This is a genomic window from Synechococcus sp. UW105, assembly GCF_900473935.1.
In the GTDB taxonomy this organism is placed as follows: Bacteria; Cyanobacteriota; Cyanobacteriia; order PCC-6307; family Cyanobiaceae; genus Synechococcus_C.
This window is the reverse complement of record NZ_UCNN01000008.1, coordinates 95,923-111,808: the sequence shown is the minus strand read 5'-3', so window position 1 is coordinate 111,808 and position 15,886 is coordinate 95,923. Positions and strand designations below refer to the sequence as shown.

The 15,886-nt window shown below is 60.0% G+C and carries 16 protein-coding genes; 5 read left to right on the top strand and 11 right to left on the bottom strand.

Annotated elements, in window-relative coordinates:
• Positions 1-210: 210 nt before the first annotated feature.
• The gene (gene mraY, locus DXY16_RS02670; protein WP_244281516.1) at positions 211-1,281 is read right to left on the bottom strand and encodes a phospho-N-acetylmuramoyl-pentapeptide-transferase; all 1,071 of its coding nucleotides are present in this window, start codon (positions 1,279-1,281) and stop codon (positions 211-213) included.
• Between the two features lie 131 nt (positions 1,282-1,412).
• Positions 1,413-1,664, bottom strand: coding sequence for a DUF3134 family protein (locus DXY16_RS02665; RefSeq protein ID WP_244281504.1), 252 nt, complete (start codon positions 1,662-1,664; stop codon positions 1,413-1,415).
• A 65-nt stretch (positions 1,665-1,729) separates the two neighbouring features.
• Between DXY16_RS02665 and DXY16_RS02660 the strand changes: the two genes are divergently transcribed.
• Both DXY16_RS02660 and DXY16_RS02655 read left to right on the top strand, forming a co-directional pair.
• On the top strand, positions 1,730-1,954 hold the full coding sequence (locus tag DXY16_RS02660) for a hypothetical protein (protein ID WP_115119238.1): 225 nt from the start codon (positions 1,730-1,732) through the stop codon (positions 1,952-1,954).
• Positions 1,954-3,159, top strand: coding sequence for an argininosuccinate synthase (locus DXY16_RS02655; protein WP_115119236.1), 1,206 nt, complete (start codon positions 1,954-1,956; stop codon positions 3,157-3,159). Before DXY16_RS02660 ends, DXY16_RS02655 begins: the two co-directional genes overlap by 1 nt.
• 40 nt (positions 3,160-3,199) lie before the next feature.
• On the opposite strand, the gene DXY16_RS02650 is transcribed toward DXY16_RS02655, so the two are convergent.
• The 4 genes from DXY16_RS02650 to DXY16_RS02635 all read right to left on the bottom strand — a co-directional run bounded on the left by DXY16_RS02650 (position 3,200) and on the right by DXY16_RS02635 (position 5,530).
• Positions 3,200-3,505: a hypothetical protein gene (locus DXY16_RS02650; RefSeq protein ID WP_244281503.1), complete on the bottom strand. Its 306-nt coding sequence runs from the start codon at positions 3,503-3,505 to the stop codon at positions 3,200-3,202.
• Positions 3,506-3,658: 153 nt separating this feature from the next.
• The gene (rpsF, locus tag DXY16_RS02645; protein WP_115019066.1) at positions 3,659-4,036 is read right to left on the bottom strand and encodes a 30S ribosomal protein S6; all 378 of its coding nucleotides are present in this window, start codon (positions 4,034-4,036) and stop codon (positions 3,659-3,661) included.
• Positions 4,037-4,117: 81 nt separating this feature from the next.
• Positions 4,118-4,606 (bottom strand): Tic20 family protein, encoded by a 489-nt coding sequence (locus tag DXY16_RS02640; protein WP_115119234.1) that lies wholly within the window; start codon positions 4,604-4,606, stop codon positions 4,118-4,120.
• Positions 4,607-4,630: 24 nt separating this feature from the next.
• Positions 4,631-5,530, bottom strand: a complete 900-nt coding sequence (locus DXY16_RS02635; protein WP_115119232.1) for a shikimate dehydrogenase — start codon at positions 5,528-5,530, stop codon at positions 4,631-4,633.
• 129 nt (positions 5,531-5,659) lie between these two features.
• On the opposite strand from DXY16_RS02635, the gene dnaK reads away from it, so the two are divergent.
• Positions 5,660-7,564, top strand: a complete 1,905-nt coding sequence (gene dnaK / locus DXY16_RS02630; RefSeq protein ID WP_115119230.1) for a molecular chaperone DnaK — start codon at positions 5,660-5,662, stop codon at positions 7,562-7,564.
• Positions 7,565-7,829: 265 nt separating this feature from the next.
• On the opposite strand, the gene pstS is transcribed toward dnaK, so the two are convergent.
• From pstS to psbQ, 3 genes are all read right to left on the bottom strand, one after another.
• On the bottom strand, positions 7,830-8,831 hold the full coding sequence (gene pstS / locus DXY16_RS02625) for a phosphate ABC transporter substrate-binding protein PstS (protein WP_115119228.1): 1,002 nt from the start codon (positions 8,829-8,831) through the stop codon (positions 7,830-7,832).
• Between the two features lie 83 nt (positions 8,832-8,914).
• The gene (locus DXY16_RS02620; protein ID WP_244281502.1) at positions 8,915-9,943 is read right to left on the bottom strand and encodes an FAD-dependent oxidoreductase; all 1,029 of its coding nucleotides are present in this window, start codon (positions 9,941-9,943) and stop codon (positions 8,915-8,917) included.
• A gap of 70 nt (positions 9,944-10,013) precedes the next feature.
• The gene (gene psbQ / locus DXY16_RS02615; RefSeq protein WP_115119224.1) at positions 10,014-10,472 is read right to left on the bottom strand and encodes a photosystem II protein PsbQ; all 459 of its coding nucleotides are present in this window, start codon (positions 10,470-10,472) and stop codon (positions 10,014-10,016) included.
• A gap of 118 nt (positions 10,473-10,590) precedes the next feature.
• On the opposite strand from psbQ, the gene purU reads away from it, so the two are divergent.
• Together purU and DXY16_RS02605 are read left to right on the top strand one after the other, a co-directional pair.
• The gene (gene purU / locus DXY16_RS02610) at positions 10,591-11,418 is read left to right on the top strand and encodes a formyltetrahydrofolate deformylase (protein ID WP_170953813.1); all 828 of its coding nucleotides are present in this window, start codon (positions 10,591-10,593) and stop codon (positions 11,416-11,418) included.
• Between the two features lie 13 nt (positions 11,419-11,431).
• On the top strand, positions 11,432-12,745 hold the full coding sequence (locus DXY16_RS02605) for an O-antigen ligase (protein WP_115119220.1): 1,314 nt from the start codon (positions 11,432-11,434) through the stop codon (positions 12,743-12,745).
• Here DXY16_RS02605 and DXY16_RS02600 read toward each other — a convergent pair whose 3' ends face one another.
• Complete coding sequence (locus tag DXY16_RS02600) at positions 12,746-14,326, bottom strand: radical SAM protein (protein ID WP_115119428.1); 1,581 nt, start codon at positions 14,324-14,326, stop codon at positions 12,746-12,748.
• Positions 14,327-14,382: 56 nt separating this feature from the next.
• A complete protein-coding gene (locus DXY16_RS02595) occupies positions 14,383-15,876 on the bottom strand; it encodes a ClC family H(+)/Cl(-) exchange transporter (protein ID WP_115119217.1) in 1,494 nt (497 codons plus the stop codon).
• Between the last annotated feature and the right edge of the window lie 10 nt (positions 15,877-15,886).

Here is a 15,886-nt window from a genome sequence, read left to right as displayed (position 1 = left end):
TGGGATGATCAGGGGTTGAGTCCGTTGATCGATGCTATCGTATTCATTTATCCTTCAACATTCATGGTTGCGAAAAGCATGAATGTTGCTCACTTTTCAATGAACCACCAATCGCCAGTTGCTGGGTTTTAGCAGCCATTCCACTCTTTTTGGGTCTGATTGCCTCGCGATTGAGACTGCGACTGCGATTCGTTTCCGTCGGGGGCTGCCCTAGCTGTGAGGTCGCAACAACACTCCTGCTATCACGAGTAAAGCGGTGATCAGCCAGAAGGCTCTCACCACCTGTTGTTCGCTGGCACCACCTAGCTCGAAGTGATGGTGCAGCGGCGCCATCCGGAACACCCGTTTGCCCACTCCATCCGATCCCTTGGTGGCTTTGAACACCCAGACCTGAATAATCACAGAAAGCGATTCGGCTAGAAACACCCCGCCCATCACCAGCAGCGGCCAGAGGCTGTTGCTCAGCAGGGCTACAGCGGTGAGGGCTGCTCCCATCGCCAGTGATCCTGTGTCTCCCATGAACACTCGGGCTGGATTGCGGTTGTGCACGAGGAATCCGATCCAGGTGCCGGCCATGGCCATACAGAAACCCGCCAGAGATGGGTCACCGCCATTGCCGCGCAGCATCAGTTGCAGCGCCAAGCCGCTGAACACCAAGGCTCCGCAACCGGCAGCGAGGCCGTCGAGCCCATCGGTGAGATTGGTGGCGTTGCTTTCGGCCAGAAACACGAATAGAGCCAGGGGCCAGATCAACCATCCCAGTGCCAGGTTGAGCCCGAAGGGAAAGGCAATCGTGCCCGTGATCCAGCCCTGCCAGCCCGCTACAGCCAGAAACAAGCCAGCCGCACTTGCCTGAAGCAACAGTTTTCCCCGGGGCGTCAGGCCAGTGTTGGTCTGACGGGTGAGGCTGCGCCAATCATCGATCCCGCCGATCAGCATGAAGGCCAGGGTGACGGTGGCGACTGCAAGCAGTCGTTTGTCGTCGCCGTTCATCACGCTCACTAGAGCGCCGATGATCACACCCACTGGCACCACCAGTAGCCCTCCCATGGTCGGTGTGCCGGCCTTGCTCAGATGCGCCTGGGGGCCGTCTTCGCGGATGACTTGCCCCATTTTGAGGGCCCGAAGCCAGGGGATTCCTAGCCAAGCCACCACGCTTGCCACCAGTGTTGTGATCAGCAACGGCAGGCTGAGCAGGCTGCCGGGTATGAGGCGATCGCTGGCGAAAGCGAGGCCAAACACGGCTGTGGCAAGGACCATCGCTGGCAAACGACCGTCCATCACCTGGGACGCTTCCGTTGTTTGATCCACAGCTGCGTGTCTGGGCGCCGTGAGATTAAGAGAGCCCCAGACGTGCTTGATCTGATCAGGGTCAGTCGACTGTCAGTCAGAACGCCAGGAGACCTGTTGTCTCAGTCTTCCCAGTTCTCTTCCTGCTCGTCATCTTTGTTGTAGTCCTCTTTTTCGCCCATCAGTGCAGACAGTTCCTCTTCCTCGACGGTGCTCACGTCGCTGGAGGAGGATTCCTCGTCTTCGACCAGACGGCCACTGGTTTCGAGCCAGCTGAGGAGGTCAGGCTCTTCGCGCAGGGGCAGTACCGGTGCAGGCTCCTTGCGCCCGTAACGGGTCAGGGCTGGATTGATGTTATCGAGTGCGCTGCTCATCGCCGAGGACAAAGTCCAATTAGTCCAATCAACCATCATAGTGGACAGCAACAGCAAGATTCAGCTTGAGCGGCAAACCTCGTGCCCTGTTGCTGCTCTGGGCACTTGCTTTGCTCATCAGTGCCGGTCTACGCCGTTGGGGTGCTCTCCATCCCGGCTCCCCGATTGTTGACGGCCCGACTGTGGTGTGGCTGGTGTTTGGTCCCTCTGTGCTTGTTGTGATCTGGCTGTTGGTGGGCCTGACCGGCGGGGAGAGAGAATCAGACGATTGTGATCAGGAGTCGCATTGATGGGCCGTGCGAAGAAGGTCGTGCTCGCCTATTCCGGGGGAGTTGATACCAGCGTTTGCATTCCTTACCTGAAGGAGCAGTGGGGCGTGGAGGAGGTGATCACCTTCGCTGCCGATCTGGGTCAGGGTGATGAGCTCGAACCAATCCGTCTCAAGGCACTTGAGGCCGGCGCCAGCCAGTCGCTGGTGGGTGATCTGATTCAACCGTTCATTGAGGAGTTCGCCTTCCCGGCGATCCGGGCCAATGCTCTGTATGAGGGTCGCTATCCCTTGTCAACGGCCCTGGCCCGTCCTCTAATCGCCCGCCGTTTGGTTGAGGTGGCCCGGGAGGTGGGTGCTGATGCCGTCGCCCATGGTTGCACCGGCAAGGGCAACGATCAGGTCCGTTTTGATGTGGCGATCGCCGCTTTGGCGCCGGATCTCAAGGTGCTGACCCCTGCGCGCGAATGGGGTATGAGCCGTGAGGAGACCATCGCCTATGGCGAGCGCTGCGGTATCCCGGCGCCGGTGAGCAAGAAGTCGCCCTATTCGATCGACCTCAACCTGTTGGGTCGCAGCATTGAAGCCGGCCCCCTTGAGGATCCGATGGTGGCACCCCCTGAAGAGGTGTTCGCCATGACCCGATCGATTGGGGAGACGCCTGATGACCCCGACGAGATTGAGATCAGCTTCGAGGCCGGAAACCCCGTGGCGATCAACGGCCAGCGTCTGGACCCGATTGCCCTGATCCGCGAAGCCAACCGTTTGGCTGGAACCCATGGCATCGGTCGCCTCGACATGATCGAGAACCGGGTGGTCGGCATCAAGAGTCGTGAGATCTACGAAACCCCTGGCCTGCTTCTCCTCATTCAGGCCCACCAAGAGCTGGAAAGCCTGACTCTCGCCGCCGATGTGCTGCGCAGCAAGCGCCAGTTGGAGATGCAGTGGGCTGACCTGGTGTACCAGGGTCTTTGGTTCGGGCCGCTCAAGGATGCCCTTGATGGCTTCATGGATCGCACCCAGGTGCATGTCAACGGTGTCGTGCGGCTGCGGCTACACAAGGGCACTGCCACCGTCACCGGTCGTTCCTCTGCAGGCAGCAGCCTCTACGTTCCGGAAATGGCCTCCTATGGCAGCGAGGATCAATTCGATCACCGTGCTGCAGAAGGCTTCATCTACGTCTGGGGGTTGCCAACCCGTCTTTGGGCAGCGACCCATCGCCGTTGAGGTTTGCCAGCACTCAGAGCAGTCACGGTCAGCCTGATCATCAGGCGGCATTCTGTTCTGAGTCTTGATTGTTGAAGCTAATGCGTCTCACTCTGGGCCAGCTCCATCGCAGTGCTGCTTTCTGTAAGGGTGCTTGGGGTGCGTGCAAGTCCTGGGCTTGAGCGAGCAGGCGATAGCGCTCCAGTAGCGGTTCAAGTCGCTGCTGGAACTTGCGTTCGAAGAGATCAGGGAGTTCCTCGAGCAGGGCTTCGTAATCGGCAACGTTGGCTTCTAGTTCCTGCACCCGTGCGCGTAGACGCGTCAATTCAGCGTCGCTTGCTTCGCTGTGTCCAGTGCTTTGCTGCATTGAGCTGGATGTTGGCTCTGATCGTTCCAATGGATCCGTCGAGGCTTGCCACAAGGGTGTTGGAGCCTGATGGTGATCAGAAAAAAAGTCCATGGCCAGACGGTATCGCTGGGCCACGGACTGAACAATCCCTGCACTGAACAGGAGTTGGAATCAGGCTGGGGTGCTGGCAGGCTCTTGCTCTTCCTGTTGCGCAGGTGCTTCCGTGCCGGGCATGACGCGAGGCGCGGGCAGCGGGCCGTCTTGCTTGACGGTGAGATAGCGGATCACGTCTTCGCTTAAGCGCATTGCTTTCTCAAGCACGGCAACTTGCTGGCCATCGCCGTTGTGGCTCAGCTGCACGTAGATGCCTTCCTTGTTCTTGTTGATCGCATAAGCCAGTCGGCGCTTGCCACGCATCTGGTTATCGAGCACCTCGGCACCGGCCTCAACGATGATGTCGCGGTACTTGAGCAGATGAGACTCAACTTCCTCTTCCGGAATATCCGGACGGAGGATGTACATGGTCTCGTAGTAAGGCTGCTGGGTCATGGAAGGTCACTCCGACAGGGACTCAAGGCTCACCAAAGTGAGCGACGGATCAATCACCTTATCGTCTGGGGGGTTGACAGCTCAGTAGAGCTGCATCCGCACGGCCTGGCTGATCCCGGGAAGATCGGGCTCTCGACCGCGCAGGCACTCGATCAGGGCGAAGATCACGATCCCCAGCACACCTAGGAATACTGTGCTGCCCAGGGTGCGGATCACGAGGCCATCCCCGAGGCTGCCTAGCTGCATCGACAGCGGCGTGTAGACGTAGGTGATCAGGATCACCACGATGTCTATCAAGAGTGCCTGAAGAGTGTTGAAACGCAGGAAGTAAGGCACGTTGGGATTGCGCACGACCCCCAGGAAAAGCACGAAGAACAACAGCAAACCACCAAGAGCTAGCGGTCCAAAGCGGATGCTTTGCTCGAGGATCACCAACGGGACTGCCGGAAGCAGGAACAGTCCCAAAATTGGGTACTGAGTTACGAGAGACTGTCCGAAGGGCAGAGCATCGCTCAGGGGTAGCAGGTACACCAATAGTCCGAGCAACCGCTGCCAGACGGGAATCGACATAGAGGCCTTTGTGCTGGGCTGACGCTAGGTGGTCAGTTGTTGGAGGGCTGCATCACGCATGGCTGCCACTGGCACATCGTCGCGACCAGACCAGAGACGCAGGGCCGCTGCCCCCTGTTGAACGAGCATCTCGAGGCCGTCGATGCTGCGGCATCCGTGGTTCGTTGCCAGCTGCAGCAGTCGGGTCGGTCTTGGGGTGTAAATGATGTCGTACACCCAGGATTCTTGCTTCAGTCGGCCAATCAGATTGGGGCTGAGGGGACTGGCGAGGGCTGCGTTCGGGTCATTGGGCGAAGCCATCCCCACCGGCGTTGTATTCACGACAAGATCCGCCTGCTCCAGGCTCGTGGCCAAAGAAGCTTCATCGCTCAAGCACACGGTCTTCAGCTGGGGTGCCCAGTCAAGGCACTCCCGTTGGAATGCGATCAGGGCTTCGTTCCGACGTCCTGCGATTTCTATGCAGGAGCATCCCAGCTCGATCAGTCCCGCCACGACCGCTCTGGCACTCCCTCCACAGCCCAGCACTAGGGCCCGTCGCTTGTTCCAGCTCGACTCCGCATCGCGCAGGGGTCGACAGAAGCCTTCGACGTCGGTATTGGTGCCGAACCAACCGCCATCGGCATGGGGGACCAGCACGTTCACTGCGCCTAGACGCTGCGCCAGTGGGCTGAGCGTTTTGCAGAGGGCGGCCACAGTTTGTTTATGGGGAATGGTCACGTTCAGGCCGCGGCAGCCGATGGCTTCCAGTCCCTTCAAGACGCTGCTGAGCTGGTCGGCCGGCGTCGGCATGGCCAGAAAGACCCAGTCGAGTTCCATGGCCGATAACGCCGCGTTTTGCAACGCCGGAGACAGTGAGTGATGCACCGGATCGCCGAGAAGGCCCACCAGTGCTGTGCTGGCCCCGATCGTTCCTGGGCTGGTCATGGGCGGCTGCCTGCTCTGATGACCAGCCTGCCGCCCCGGCTGTTCGGGAACCACACCTCGTCTTGAGACCACTGCTCTGGAGAAGATGCAGAGGTTCAAGACGACATTTCGACGAGGAGGTGGGATCCCATGGGCAAGGTTGTTGGCATTGACCTAGGCACAACGAACAGCTGTGTTTCCGTCATGGAGGGCGGCAAGCCCACCGTGATCGCTAACGCGGAAGGATTCCGCACCACCCCCTCGGTGGTGGCTTACACCAAAAACCAGGATCAACTGGTCGGGCAGATCGCCAAGCGTCAGGCGGTGATGAACCCGGATAACACCTTTTATTCGGTGAAGCGCTTCATTGGTCGCCGTGTCGACGAGGTCAATGAGGAATCGAAGGAGGTGAGTTATGGCGTCGAGAAGGCTGGCTCCAATGTGAAGGTGAAGTGCCCGGTTCTGGAGAAGCAGTTCGCTCCTGAAGAGGTCTCCGCCCAAGTGCTACGCAAGCTGGCCGATGACGCCGGCAAGTACCTCGGTGAGACTGTCACCCAAGCGGTGATCACTGTTCCCGCCTATTTCAACGACTCTCAGCGTCAGGCCACGAAGGATGCCGGCAAGATCGCCGGCCTTGAGGTGCTGCGCATCATTAACGAGCCCACGGCTGCCGCGCTGGCCTACGGACTCGACAAGAAGAGCAACGAGCGCATCCTCGTGTTTGATCTGGGTGGTGGCACTTTCGACGTGTCCGTGCTCGAAGTTGGCGACGGCGTGTTTGAGGTGCTCTCCACCTCTGGTGATACGCACCTCGGTGGCGATGACTTCGACAAAGTGATCGTTGATCATCTGGCTGGAACCTTTCAGTCGAATGAAGGAATTGACCTGCGTCAGGACAAGCAGGCTCTGCAACGTCTGACCGAGGCCGCTGAGAAGGCCAAGATCGAGCTCTCCAACGCCACCCAGAGTGAGATCAACCTGCCGTTCATCACGGCCACCCCTGAGGGCCCTAAGCACTTAGATCTCACCCTGACCCGCGCCAAGTTTGAGGAACTCGCTTCCAAGCTGATCGATCGCTGCCGCGTGCCGGTGGAGCAAGCCCTCAAGGACGCCAAGCTCTCCTCCGGTGAACTCGACGAGATCGTGATGGTGGGTGGTTCCACCCGTATTCCGGCCGTGCTCGAGCTGGTGAAACGGGTCACCGGTAAGGATCCCAACCAGACGGTGAATCCCGATGAGGTGGTGGCCGTTGGTGCCGCGATCCAGGGCGGCGTCCTGGCTGGTGAGGTGAAAGACATTCTTCTCCTTGATGTCACCCCCCTCTCCCTGGGGGTGGAGACCCTGGGTGGCGTGATGACCAAGATGATCACCCGTAACACCACCGTTCCCACCAAGAAGTCGGAGACCTATTCCACAGCTGTGGACGGTCAGACCAACGTGGAGATCCACGTGCTTCAAGGCGAGCGTGAGATGGCTTCCGATAACAAGTCGCTCGGAACCTTCCGCCTTGATGGCATCCCCCCGGCTCCCCGTGGCGTGCCTCAGATCGAAGTGACCTTCGATATTGATGCCAACGGCATCCTTAGCGTGACGGCCAAGGACAAGGGCAGTGGCAAGGAGCAGTCCATCTCGATCACGGGTGCATCCACGCTGAGTGAGAACGAGGTGGACAAGATGGTGAAGGATGCCGAAGCCAACGCCAGCGCTGATAAGGAGAAGCGCGAGCGTATCGATGTCAAGAATCAAGCTGAGACCCTTGTTTATCAGGCGGAGAAGCAGCTTGGTGAGCTTGGCGACAAGGTTGATGCCGATGCCAAGACAAAGGTGGAGGAGAAGCGTGTCAAGTTGAAAGACGCCGTCGACAAGGATGATTTCGATGCGATGAAGTCCTTGCTGGAGGAGCTTCAGCAGGAGCTTTATGCCCTGGGTGCTTCGGTGTATCAGCAAGCTGGTGCTGATGGTGCAGCTCCGGGAGCTGATGCCGGTGCCACAGGCGCCTCCGCTGCTGATGGTGGTGACGATGTGATCGACGCTGAATTCACTGAATCGAAGTGAACTCGTTTCCAATGATTGTCTGAAGAGCGTTCCTGTATGGGTTCTCTTTCAGCAGCATCCCCTTCTTCCCCGTCTGTATTCAGGCGGGGATTTTTGTGGGAGAGATTCACTGTTGATTGGGGCCAGAAATCGAGTGGGTTTTCAGCTCTGGGGCCCTACAAACCCAGTCATCCTTCAACTTCTTGAACAACACAGCACAACAAACAAACCGCAAAAAAAGGGGGCCTTAAGCCCCCTCCTCAGTCTCAGCGATGGGCTGATTGGATCATTCGCTGATCGAGTTGGCAGCGGCCTTGGCTTTGCTCACCACTTCTGGAGGCAGGGAGACATAGCCCAGCTCCGGTGCTTTGGACTGGGACTCATCGGACAGCATGTAGTCGAAGGTCTTCTTCAGAATCGGAGTCTTCTCTCCGTTGCCGGTGGCGTAGGCCAGCACCCAGGTGAAGGTCACGATTGGGTAACCGCCTTCGGGGTTGGGGTTGCCACCGATCAGGTCTGGACCGAGGTCGATGGAGCCGAGCGCTTCGCTCGCTGTTGCGTTGGTGGGCTTCACTTGCATCCCAGAAGCATTTTCAACAGCGGCGGCCTGTAGATCACCTTTCACGTAGGCCAGCTCGACATAACCGATGCCGCCCCCGATCTGGCTCAGCTGTGCTGCCACGCCTTCATTGCCTTTGGCTCCGACGCCCGTGGGCCACTGCACCGATTTGTCAGCACCAACATCCTTCTTCCAGTCAGGGCTGATGGCGGCGAGGTGCTTGGTGAAGTTGTAAGTGGTACCGGACCCATCGGAGCGATGCACCACTTTGATGCTCTTGTCTTCGCAGCCGAGCTCGTTGAAGTTTTTGATCGTTCCCAGGAAGATCCTGGCGAGTTGCTGCTGGTTCAGCTTCAGGTCGCAACCGGGATTGTTGTAAGCGACGGCGATGGCGCCTGCGGTCATTGGGATCTGAACCACACCACGTTCCACTTTGGCGATGGCCTCAGCTTTCATGGGTTTGTCGGAAGCCCCAAAGTCCACCGTGCCAGCAGTGAACTGACGCACACCTGCGCCGGAGCCCACGGACTGGTAGTTGACGTTGATGCCCTGAGGAGAAAGATCCTGGAACCAGCGCTGGTAAATCGCTGCGGGGAAAGAAGCGCCGGCTGCTGAGAGGCGACCTTCCACCTTTTCGCCATCACCACCGGAGGAGCAGGAGACGAGGCTGACAGCAGCACCGATGCCGAGAAGGCTGGCGGCTGTGCGTGTCAGAAGAGAGCGAGTCATGTGTGGCGGATCCTTGTCGCGTTTCAATATCTAGCTGGAGCTCCTGCTTGTTCTGTAAAGGCAGGCTTAAGGCTTGGTAAGCATCACGCTTTGGATGTCTCGCCGTCGATCTCCTTGCTGACCCATTCGGCCGTGGCCGGAGCCAGTAGAACTCCGTTTCGGTAGTGACCACTGGCCAGGATCAGACCGGGTTCGAGCTTTTCCAGTAGTGGAGCTGGACAACCACTCGGGCGGGCCCGCAGCCCGTGCCAGTGCCCGATCTCCTCAGCCTGCTCCAGCCAGGTTGGGGCGTGTCCATTCAGGGCGCGCATGGTCAGAGTGGCGGCCTCGAGTGGTTCTTCACCGGGTTCGAGCGTGGCTCCAAGCAGGAGCTGATCGGACCCATGGCGTATCAGGTTTACGCCATGGCTCATCAGCACTGCTGGCCAGTGGGGGTTTAGTGCATCTGGATTGCGCAGCTTGAGTTGGAGCACTTGTCCCAGCACTGGATCCATGGCTCGTGCATGGCCCAAGGGGGCCAGAAGTGTCTGGCTGGCAAGGCCACTGCAAACCACCACCGTATCTGCGTAGGTACGGCTGCCATCGCTCAATTCCAAGTGCCATTGGTTGCCATCCCGATGGAGTGTCTCCACCGCTCCTGTCTGCATGGGCACGCTGAGCCTGTGTAATTCACGGCGCAGGCTTCGTTGCAGGATCAGTGGATCTAAACGGCCATCGTGGTCCGACTGCAATCCACCATGCGATGACTTGGGCCAATCAGGGTGCTCAAGGGCCAGCCTGTCTGCGGTGATGAAGCTCAGGCCAAGATGGGAGCGCTCCTCCACCAGCTTTCGCTGCAGTGCAGCCTCCTCATCCGTGGTGGCTAACTGCACCAGAGGAGTTTGAAGCAGTAGTGGTTCGTCCGGGCAGCTGAGTTCCTTCACCCAGAGAGGCCAGAGCTCCATGCTGCGGCGGCGCAGGCGCCAGGCGCGACCGCTGGAGCGGCGGAAGACATGGCCCATCAGGATCCCGAGGGATGCTGATGTTCCTGTCAATGGGGAACTGGAATGCCGGCTTGGGTCTTGGGCCAGTGCTGGGTCGATCAGTTCAACCTGGTGGCCTGATCGCGACAAGCACCAAGCGGTGCCAGCCCCAATGGCGCCAGCACCGATGACGGCAATGGAGTGACTCAGAGTGCTTGGATCAGTTCAGGGCCTGTTCTGGAATCACCCGGGCATAGTTGGCGAAGCCGGTGGCGACAGAGGTGTAGGACTTCTGCAGCTTCGCGCCGTCTTGCAGGCGGGCTGATTCGTCAAGATCAGCGAGGGCTTCTTTCAGGGTGGTGGCCAGCTTGTTCGCTTCGGAGCGATCGTCCTTGAGAAGGCGCTGATTGATGTAGGACATTTCCCGGCCCACTTCCTGCATCGGACCGTGGATCAGGTTGCGGGTGAAGGTCCAGTCGCGTTTGTTCACGAGCTTGGCCAGATCGGGCAAACGCTCCTGGGCATTCTTAAACCCTTCGGCATTGCGGCGAATCACCTCCATGTCGTCGGGGCTGATGGTGCGATTGATGCTTTTGGCGGCGTTCGCGGGGGCTGCGAGTCCCAGGCAAAGGCAGGCGCAGAGGCAGAACGAGGCGAGGCGACGCAGGGCGCTCAGCATCACGAAGCAGGGGCATAGAGATGGGCGGCATTTTACCGGGTTTACCCGCTTGCAGCGTGATTGGGAGACTGGTTGTTCATGCGTTCTGGTTTTGGGTTCCCCTTCCGTGATCCTGCAGATGATCTGTCCGGACCGGCCTGGCTTAGTGAGTGAACTCGCGGGCTGGGTTGCGGCCAATGGCGGCAATATTTGCCATGCCGATCACCACACGGATGCAGGAGCGGGCTTGTTTCTCAGTCGTTTGGAATGGGAACAGCAAGGGTTTGGTTTGCCTCGAGAGGCGATTGAACCGGCGGTTAGCGCTCTGGCTGAGCGGCTTGGAGGGGAAGCCCAGTTGCATTTTTCAGACGCCTTGCCTCGCGTCGCGATTTTTGCCAGCAAGCAGAGCCATTGTTTGCTTGATCTGCTGTGGCGCTCTCGGAGCGGCGAGTTACCGATGCAGGTTGCTTTGGTGGTGGCCAATCACCCTGATCTTGAACCGCTCTGTCAGGAATTCGGAGTGGCGTTTGCTTGCGTGCCCGTGACTGCGGCCACTAAGCCCGAATCGGAGGCGCGCATGCTCGAGTTGCTGGAGAGCAACGGCATTGAGCTCGCCGTGCTGGCTAAATACATGCAGGTGCTGAGTGCGAATTTCCTCAGTCGTTTTCCCACGGTGATCAATATCCACCATTCCTTTCTTCCCGCTTTTAAGGGTGCGCAGCCGTATCACCGAGCCTGGCAGCGGGGTGTGAAGCTGATTGGTGCCACGGCCCACTACGTGACAGAGAACCTCGACGATGGCCCGATCATTGAGCAGACGACGGTGCATGTGAGCCATCGCGATGAGGTGGAGGATTTGATTCGCAAAGGCCGTGATACCGAGCGCCTCGCCCTGGCAAGGGCTGTGCATTTGCATCTGCATCGTCAGGTCATGGTGTATCGCGGCCGCACGGCCGTTTTTGCATGAGCACCGTTTTTGCATGAGCACTGTCGTTGTGCAGTTCTGCGCGTTGTTTGAGCGTCTGCGCCAGCGCCTTGCGCTGGGCTGTCCAGACGCAGCCTCTCCAGCGGGCTGGTTGCTGGTTCAGCTGGGTTTGCTGCTTTTGCCATCCAGTGCACTGCTGGCGAGCTTCTTGCTCTTCCCTGCCCTTTTGCTTGGCAGCCTGCGCCGTGAATGCCCCTATTGGCGCGATCCTTGGAATTGGCCGCTGATTGCTGCTGGTCTGTTGATGCTGCTGGGTTGCTTCAACGCCTACAGCGGGGGCCTTGCCTTGTCTGGTCTGGGCAACTGGATCCCTTTTTTCTGGGCGTTCTGGGGATTCCAGCCCTATCTCGCCGATGCCAAGGCCCGTCGTCGGATGGCCCTCTGGCTGGTGGCCGGCACGGTGCCTGTGGTGGTGACCGGTCTCGGACAGCTTTGGTTGGGCTGGCAAGGACCTTGGCAAGTGCTTGGGGGCTTGATCATTTGGTTTGTTGCCCCAGGTGGAGAACCGGAGGGACGGCTCTCGGGCTTGTTTGATTACGCCAACATCGCTGCTGCCTGGCTGGCCCTGGTGTGGCCGCTGGCGTTGGCGGCTTTGGTTCAGCCTGGTTTGAAACGAGGCCGCCGCCTGCTCGTTCTGGCCGTTGTGGTGGCCCTCGTGGCGGCGCTGGTGCTCACGGATTCGCGCAATGGCTGGGGTGCTTTGGTGTTGGCGGTGCCCTTGGTGCTGGGGCCGCTGAGCTGGCCTTGGCTTCTGCCGTTGTTGGCGCTTGCTCTGGTGCCCGTCGTGCTGTCGGTGCTGCCAGGGGTGCCGACTCTGCTTCAGGACCCAGCGCGGTCCCTGGTGCCTGAGTCGGTTTGGTCGCGGCTTAGTGATAGTCGTTATGCCTCGGAGCGGGCACTCGCCTCCACTCGGCTCAGCCAGTGGTCTGTGGCATTGCAGCTGATCAGCGAGCGTCCCTGGCTGGGATGGGGCGCCGCAGCCTTTTCGGTGCTGTACCCGTTGCGCACGGGTAAATGGCATGGCCACTCTCACAATTTGCCGTTAGAGCTTGCCGTCAGTCATGGTTTACCCGTGGCGATCGCGGTCGTCGGGCTGGTTTTGGCACTGTTGGTTGTCAGTCAGCGCTGCGCCTCGATGTCCCTCTTCGATCGGGCCTGGTGGGCCGCGATTTTGATCGTTGTGGTGCTCCACGGCACCGACATGCCGTTCTTTGATAGCCGTCTGAACATTGCCGGTTGGATGCTCTTGGCGGGGTTGCGCAGTCGTATCGGCGAACCTCGCTCCAATGATTCGGTGACGGTGTTGTGATCAGTTGCTGCCCAGGCTGAGGGCTTCCTGTTGATGCTCCAACAACCGTTCTCGGCTGAGCGGTCCTTCCAGGTGTTCCCAGGGCAGCACCTGGTTCGAATCCCAGCATTCATGCACGACGGACTCCCAACTGGGCGGGAGCGGCAGGCTCACGCCGGCGCTTTGGGCTTGGGGCAGTTCGCCGGCTCTGGCTGCTCGGTAGGCCTTCTTCCAGCCTCCGAGGCTTTCTTGGGAGCCACGCACCGCTGCAATCACCGGTGCTAGGCGCCTGTCACTGCGCGAGAGCAGAGCTTGGATCACGCTCCAGCCATAACTTTCGGGGCGTAGGTCGATGCCTTTGGGTTTGAGGCGTTTGGCCAGCAGCTTGAGACGTTTCTCCGCTTCTGGCCTCACTCCTTGCCATTGGAAGGGGGTGTGGGCTTTGGGCACGAAGGTGCTCACGCCCAGGGTGAAACGAAGACCCGGTGTGCCCTTCTTCAGATGGAGCAGAAGGGCTGCTGTGCTCTCCACGTCGTCGTTGTCTTCGCAGGGAAGGCCAACCATTCCATACAGCTTCAGAGCCTTCAGTCCCCCTTGTTTGGCGTGTCGGGCCGCAGCTTCGATTTCGTCGCCGCTCAGTTTTTTGTTGACGACCCGTCGGATGCGCTCACTGCCACTTTCGATTGCAATCGTGAGTGATTTGCTGCCTCGCCGGGTCAGCACGCTTGCCAGTTCGGGTGTGACCGTGGCGGCTCGCACGGAACTGACGCTCAGTCTCAGATCATCGAAGCGGTCCTGCCCTAGCCATTGCAGGAGGTCTGTGAACTGTGGGTGTTGGGTCACCGAGGCTCCCAGTAAGCCCAATCGCTTGGTGGCTGTCAGCCCCTTTTCGACGGCCGGGATTAATCCGTCCTCGAGGGATGGGGTCCGAAACGGCAGGGTGAGGTAACTGGCCAGGCAGAAGCGGCAGAGCTCTGGGCAGCTTCGGACCACTTCCACCATGTGAATGTCAGGCCAGGCGGCTTCGGGCGTGATCACCGTGGAGTGGCTGAGGCTGTTGCCACGCCAGGTCTGCTTGGCGATCGTGCGGGGTAGCGTCGCCTCCACCGGTTCTACCGCTAATAGCGTGCCTTCACGGTCGTAACGGGGGGCATGCAACTCGGGAACGTAGATCCCCGGCACCGTGGTGAGATGCCTCAGGCGCTCTTGCCTGGGTTGGCCCTTCACGGCCTGGAGGGCATCGATGAAGGCCGGTAGCAGATTTTCACCATCTCCCAGCAGCACCACATCGAAGAACGGGGCTAACGGTTCGGGGTTGGCGGTGAGGACCGGCCCGCCTCCGAACACGATCGGGTGCTCATCACTGCGTTGATGGCTCCAGATCGGAATGCGTTGCTGTTCGAGCAGATCAAGCAGGACCGGGCCATCGAGTTCCCAACTCAGGGAGAGACCGAACAGGTCGCACTGGCGGTGGGGCCGATCCCCCTGATCGGTGAATAGGCGGCGCACATCCAGGTCCGGTCGCATCGCCAGAGTCGCCCAGACAATTTGGTAGCCGAGGCTGGTGATGCCCACGGTGTAGGTGCTGGGAAACGCCAGCACTGTGCGCAGGGCACCGGGTTCCGGCACCGCTGGGTTGAACAGCAGGGTTTCCTGTTTCAGTGACTGTCTTCCGGTGGGATGGGTTTGGGGTGTTGAGGCGGAGGAGGCGCTGTAAAGGCGCGTCGACGGATCGATCCTTCCCAGGCGTGATGGATGCCACCGCGCCGTTCCCGGCGGGCTTCTAAGTGATCCTCTTCCAGCAGTTCCATGCCGAGCTGGCGTTCGTAGATCGAGCGGTCGTCGAAGAGACGGGCCACCAGGAAGCTGGCCAGACAGGCCACCAAGAGCGGCTTCAGAATCAGCAGATCCTTGGTGAGGGCGAAGGCCAGGAACATGGCCGTGATTGGCGTACGGGAACAGCTGGCCACGAAGGCACCCATCCCTGCGAACACATAGGTGCTGGGCACGTGGCCGGTGAGGGCCTCCACCCAGATGCCACAAGCCAGACCGATGGCGCCTCCCAGGGTGAGCATCGGGTAGAACAGCCCGCCTGGAGCTCCTGAGGCTGCCGCTAGGCCTGTGCTGAAAAACAGCACGATGAAGGTGCCCAGAGCCATGGGGATGTCGACTTTGCCGTCGGCAATCAGATGCTGCAGACCTTCGAGGTTGTGAAATGCATCCGGCAGAAAGGCGTACACGCTGCCCAGCACGCCACCACTGATCACCATGCGCAGCACCAAGCGATCACCAAACCAGGCGTTTCCCTTGCGCTGCATGGTCAGCACGTAGCGGCAGTAGAGCTCTGCCAGCACACCCACCACCACACCCAGTCCGATCAGATAGCCCAGATCGATTGGCAGAAAGCTCACGAGTGGCGTGTACTCCCTTTCCAGTAGGAAGCCTTGGGTGGCATCCAGTCCGCCCGTGGAGGGGCTGATGCCCACTAGCCCAAAGACATCCGCCCAGGCATCGGCCCAGAAGGTGGTGACAATCACCAGAAGCAACACCACCGGTCTGGCGGAGTGCAGCAATTCCTCTACGGCGTAGACGAAGCCTCCAATAGGGGCGCTGAAAACAGCAGCAATGCCGGCCCCGCCGCCAGCCGCCACGATCAAGCGGCGAAAGGCCACGGGTGCTTTCAACCAGCGCGCCATCTGCCATGCCACGGAGCCACCCATCTGCACGGCCGGCCCTTCCGGTCCGAGTGGGAAGCCGCTGCCGATGGCCACGATCCCAGCCACAAGTTTCACCAGTCCCACCTGCAGGCCCATTGGCACCGCACGGTGCTTGAGGAAACCCATGATGTGGGTGATGCCTGAGCCCCCTGCAGCAGGGGCCAGCCGTGACACCAGCAAGCCAGACACCAGACCGCCTAGTGCGCCAAGGCTGGGTAACACAACCCAGGCGGGAAAATCGGCTAGAAGTTCAAGTCGCCAGCCGCCCAGCAGCTTGAGCCCCGCCTTAAAGAGCACACCTGTGAGGGCCGCGCCGAGCCCTGTGAGCATGAGCGCCAGCACCACGACCCACCAGCGGCGTTCCAGCAGCCTGCGGATGCTGCGGCTGGAGCCAAGTTGATGGCGGCGGTGTTTCAGTTCACTCAGAACGACCATTGACGACGAT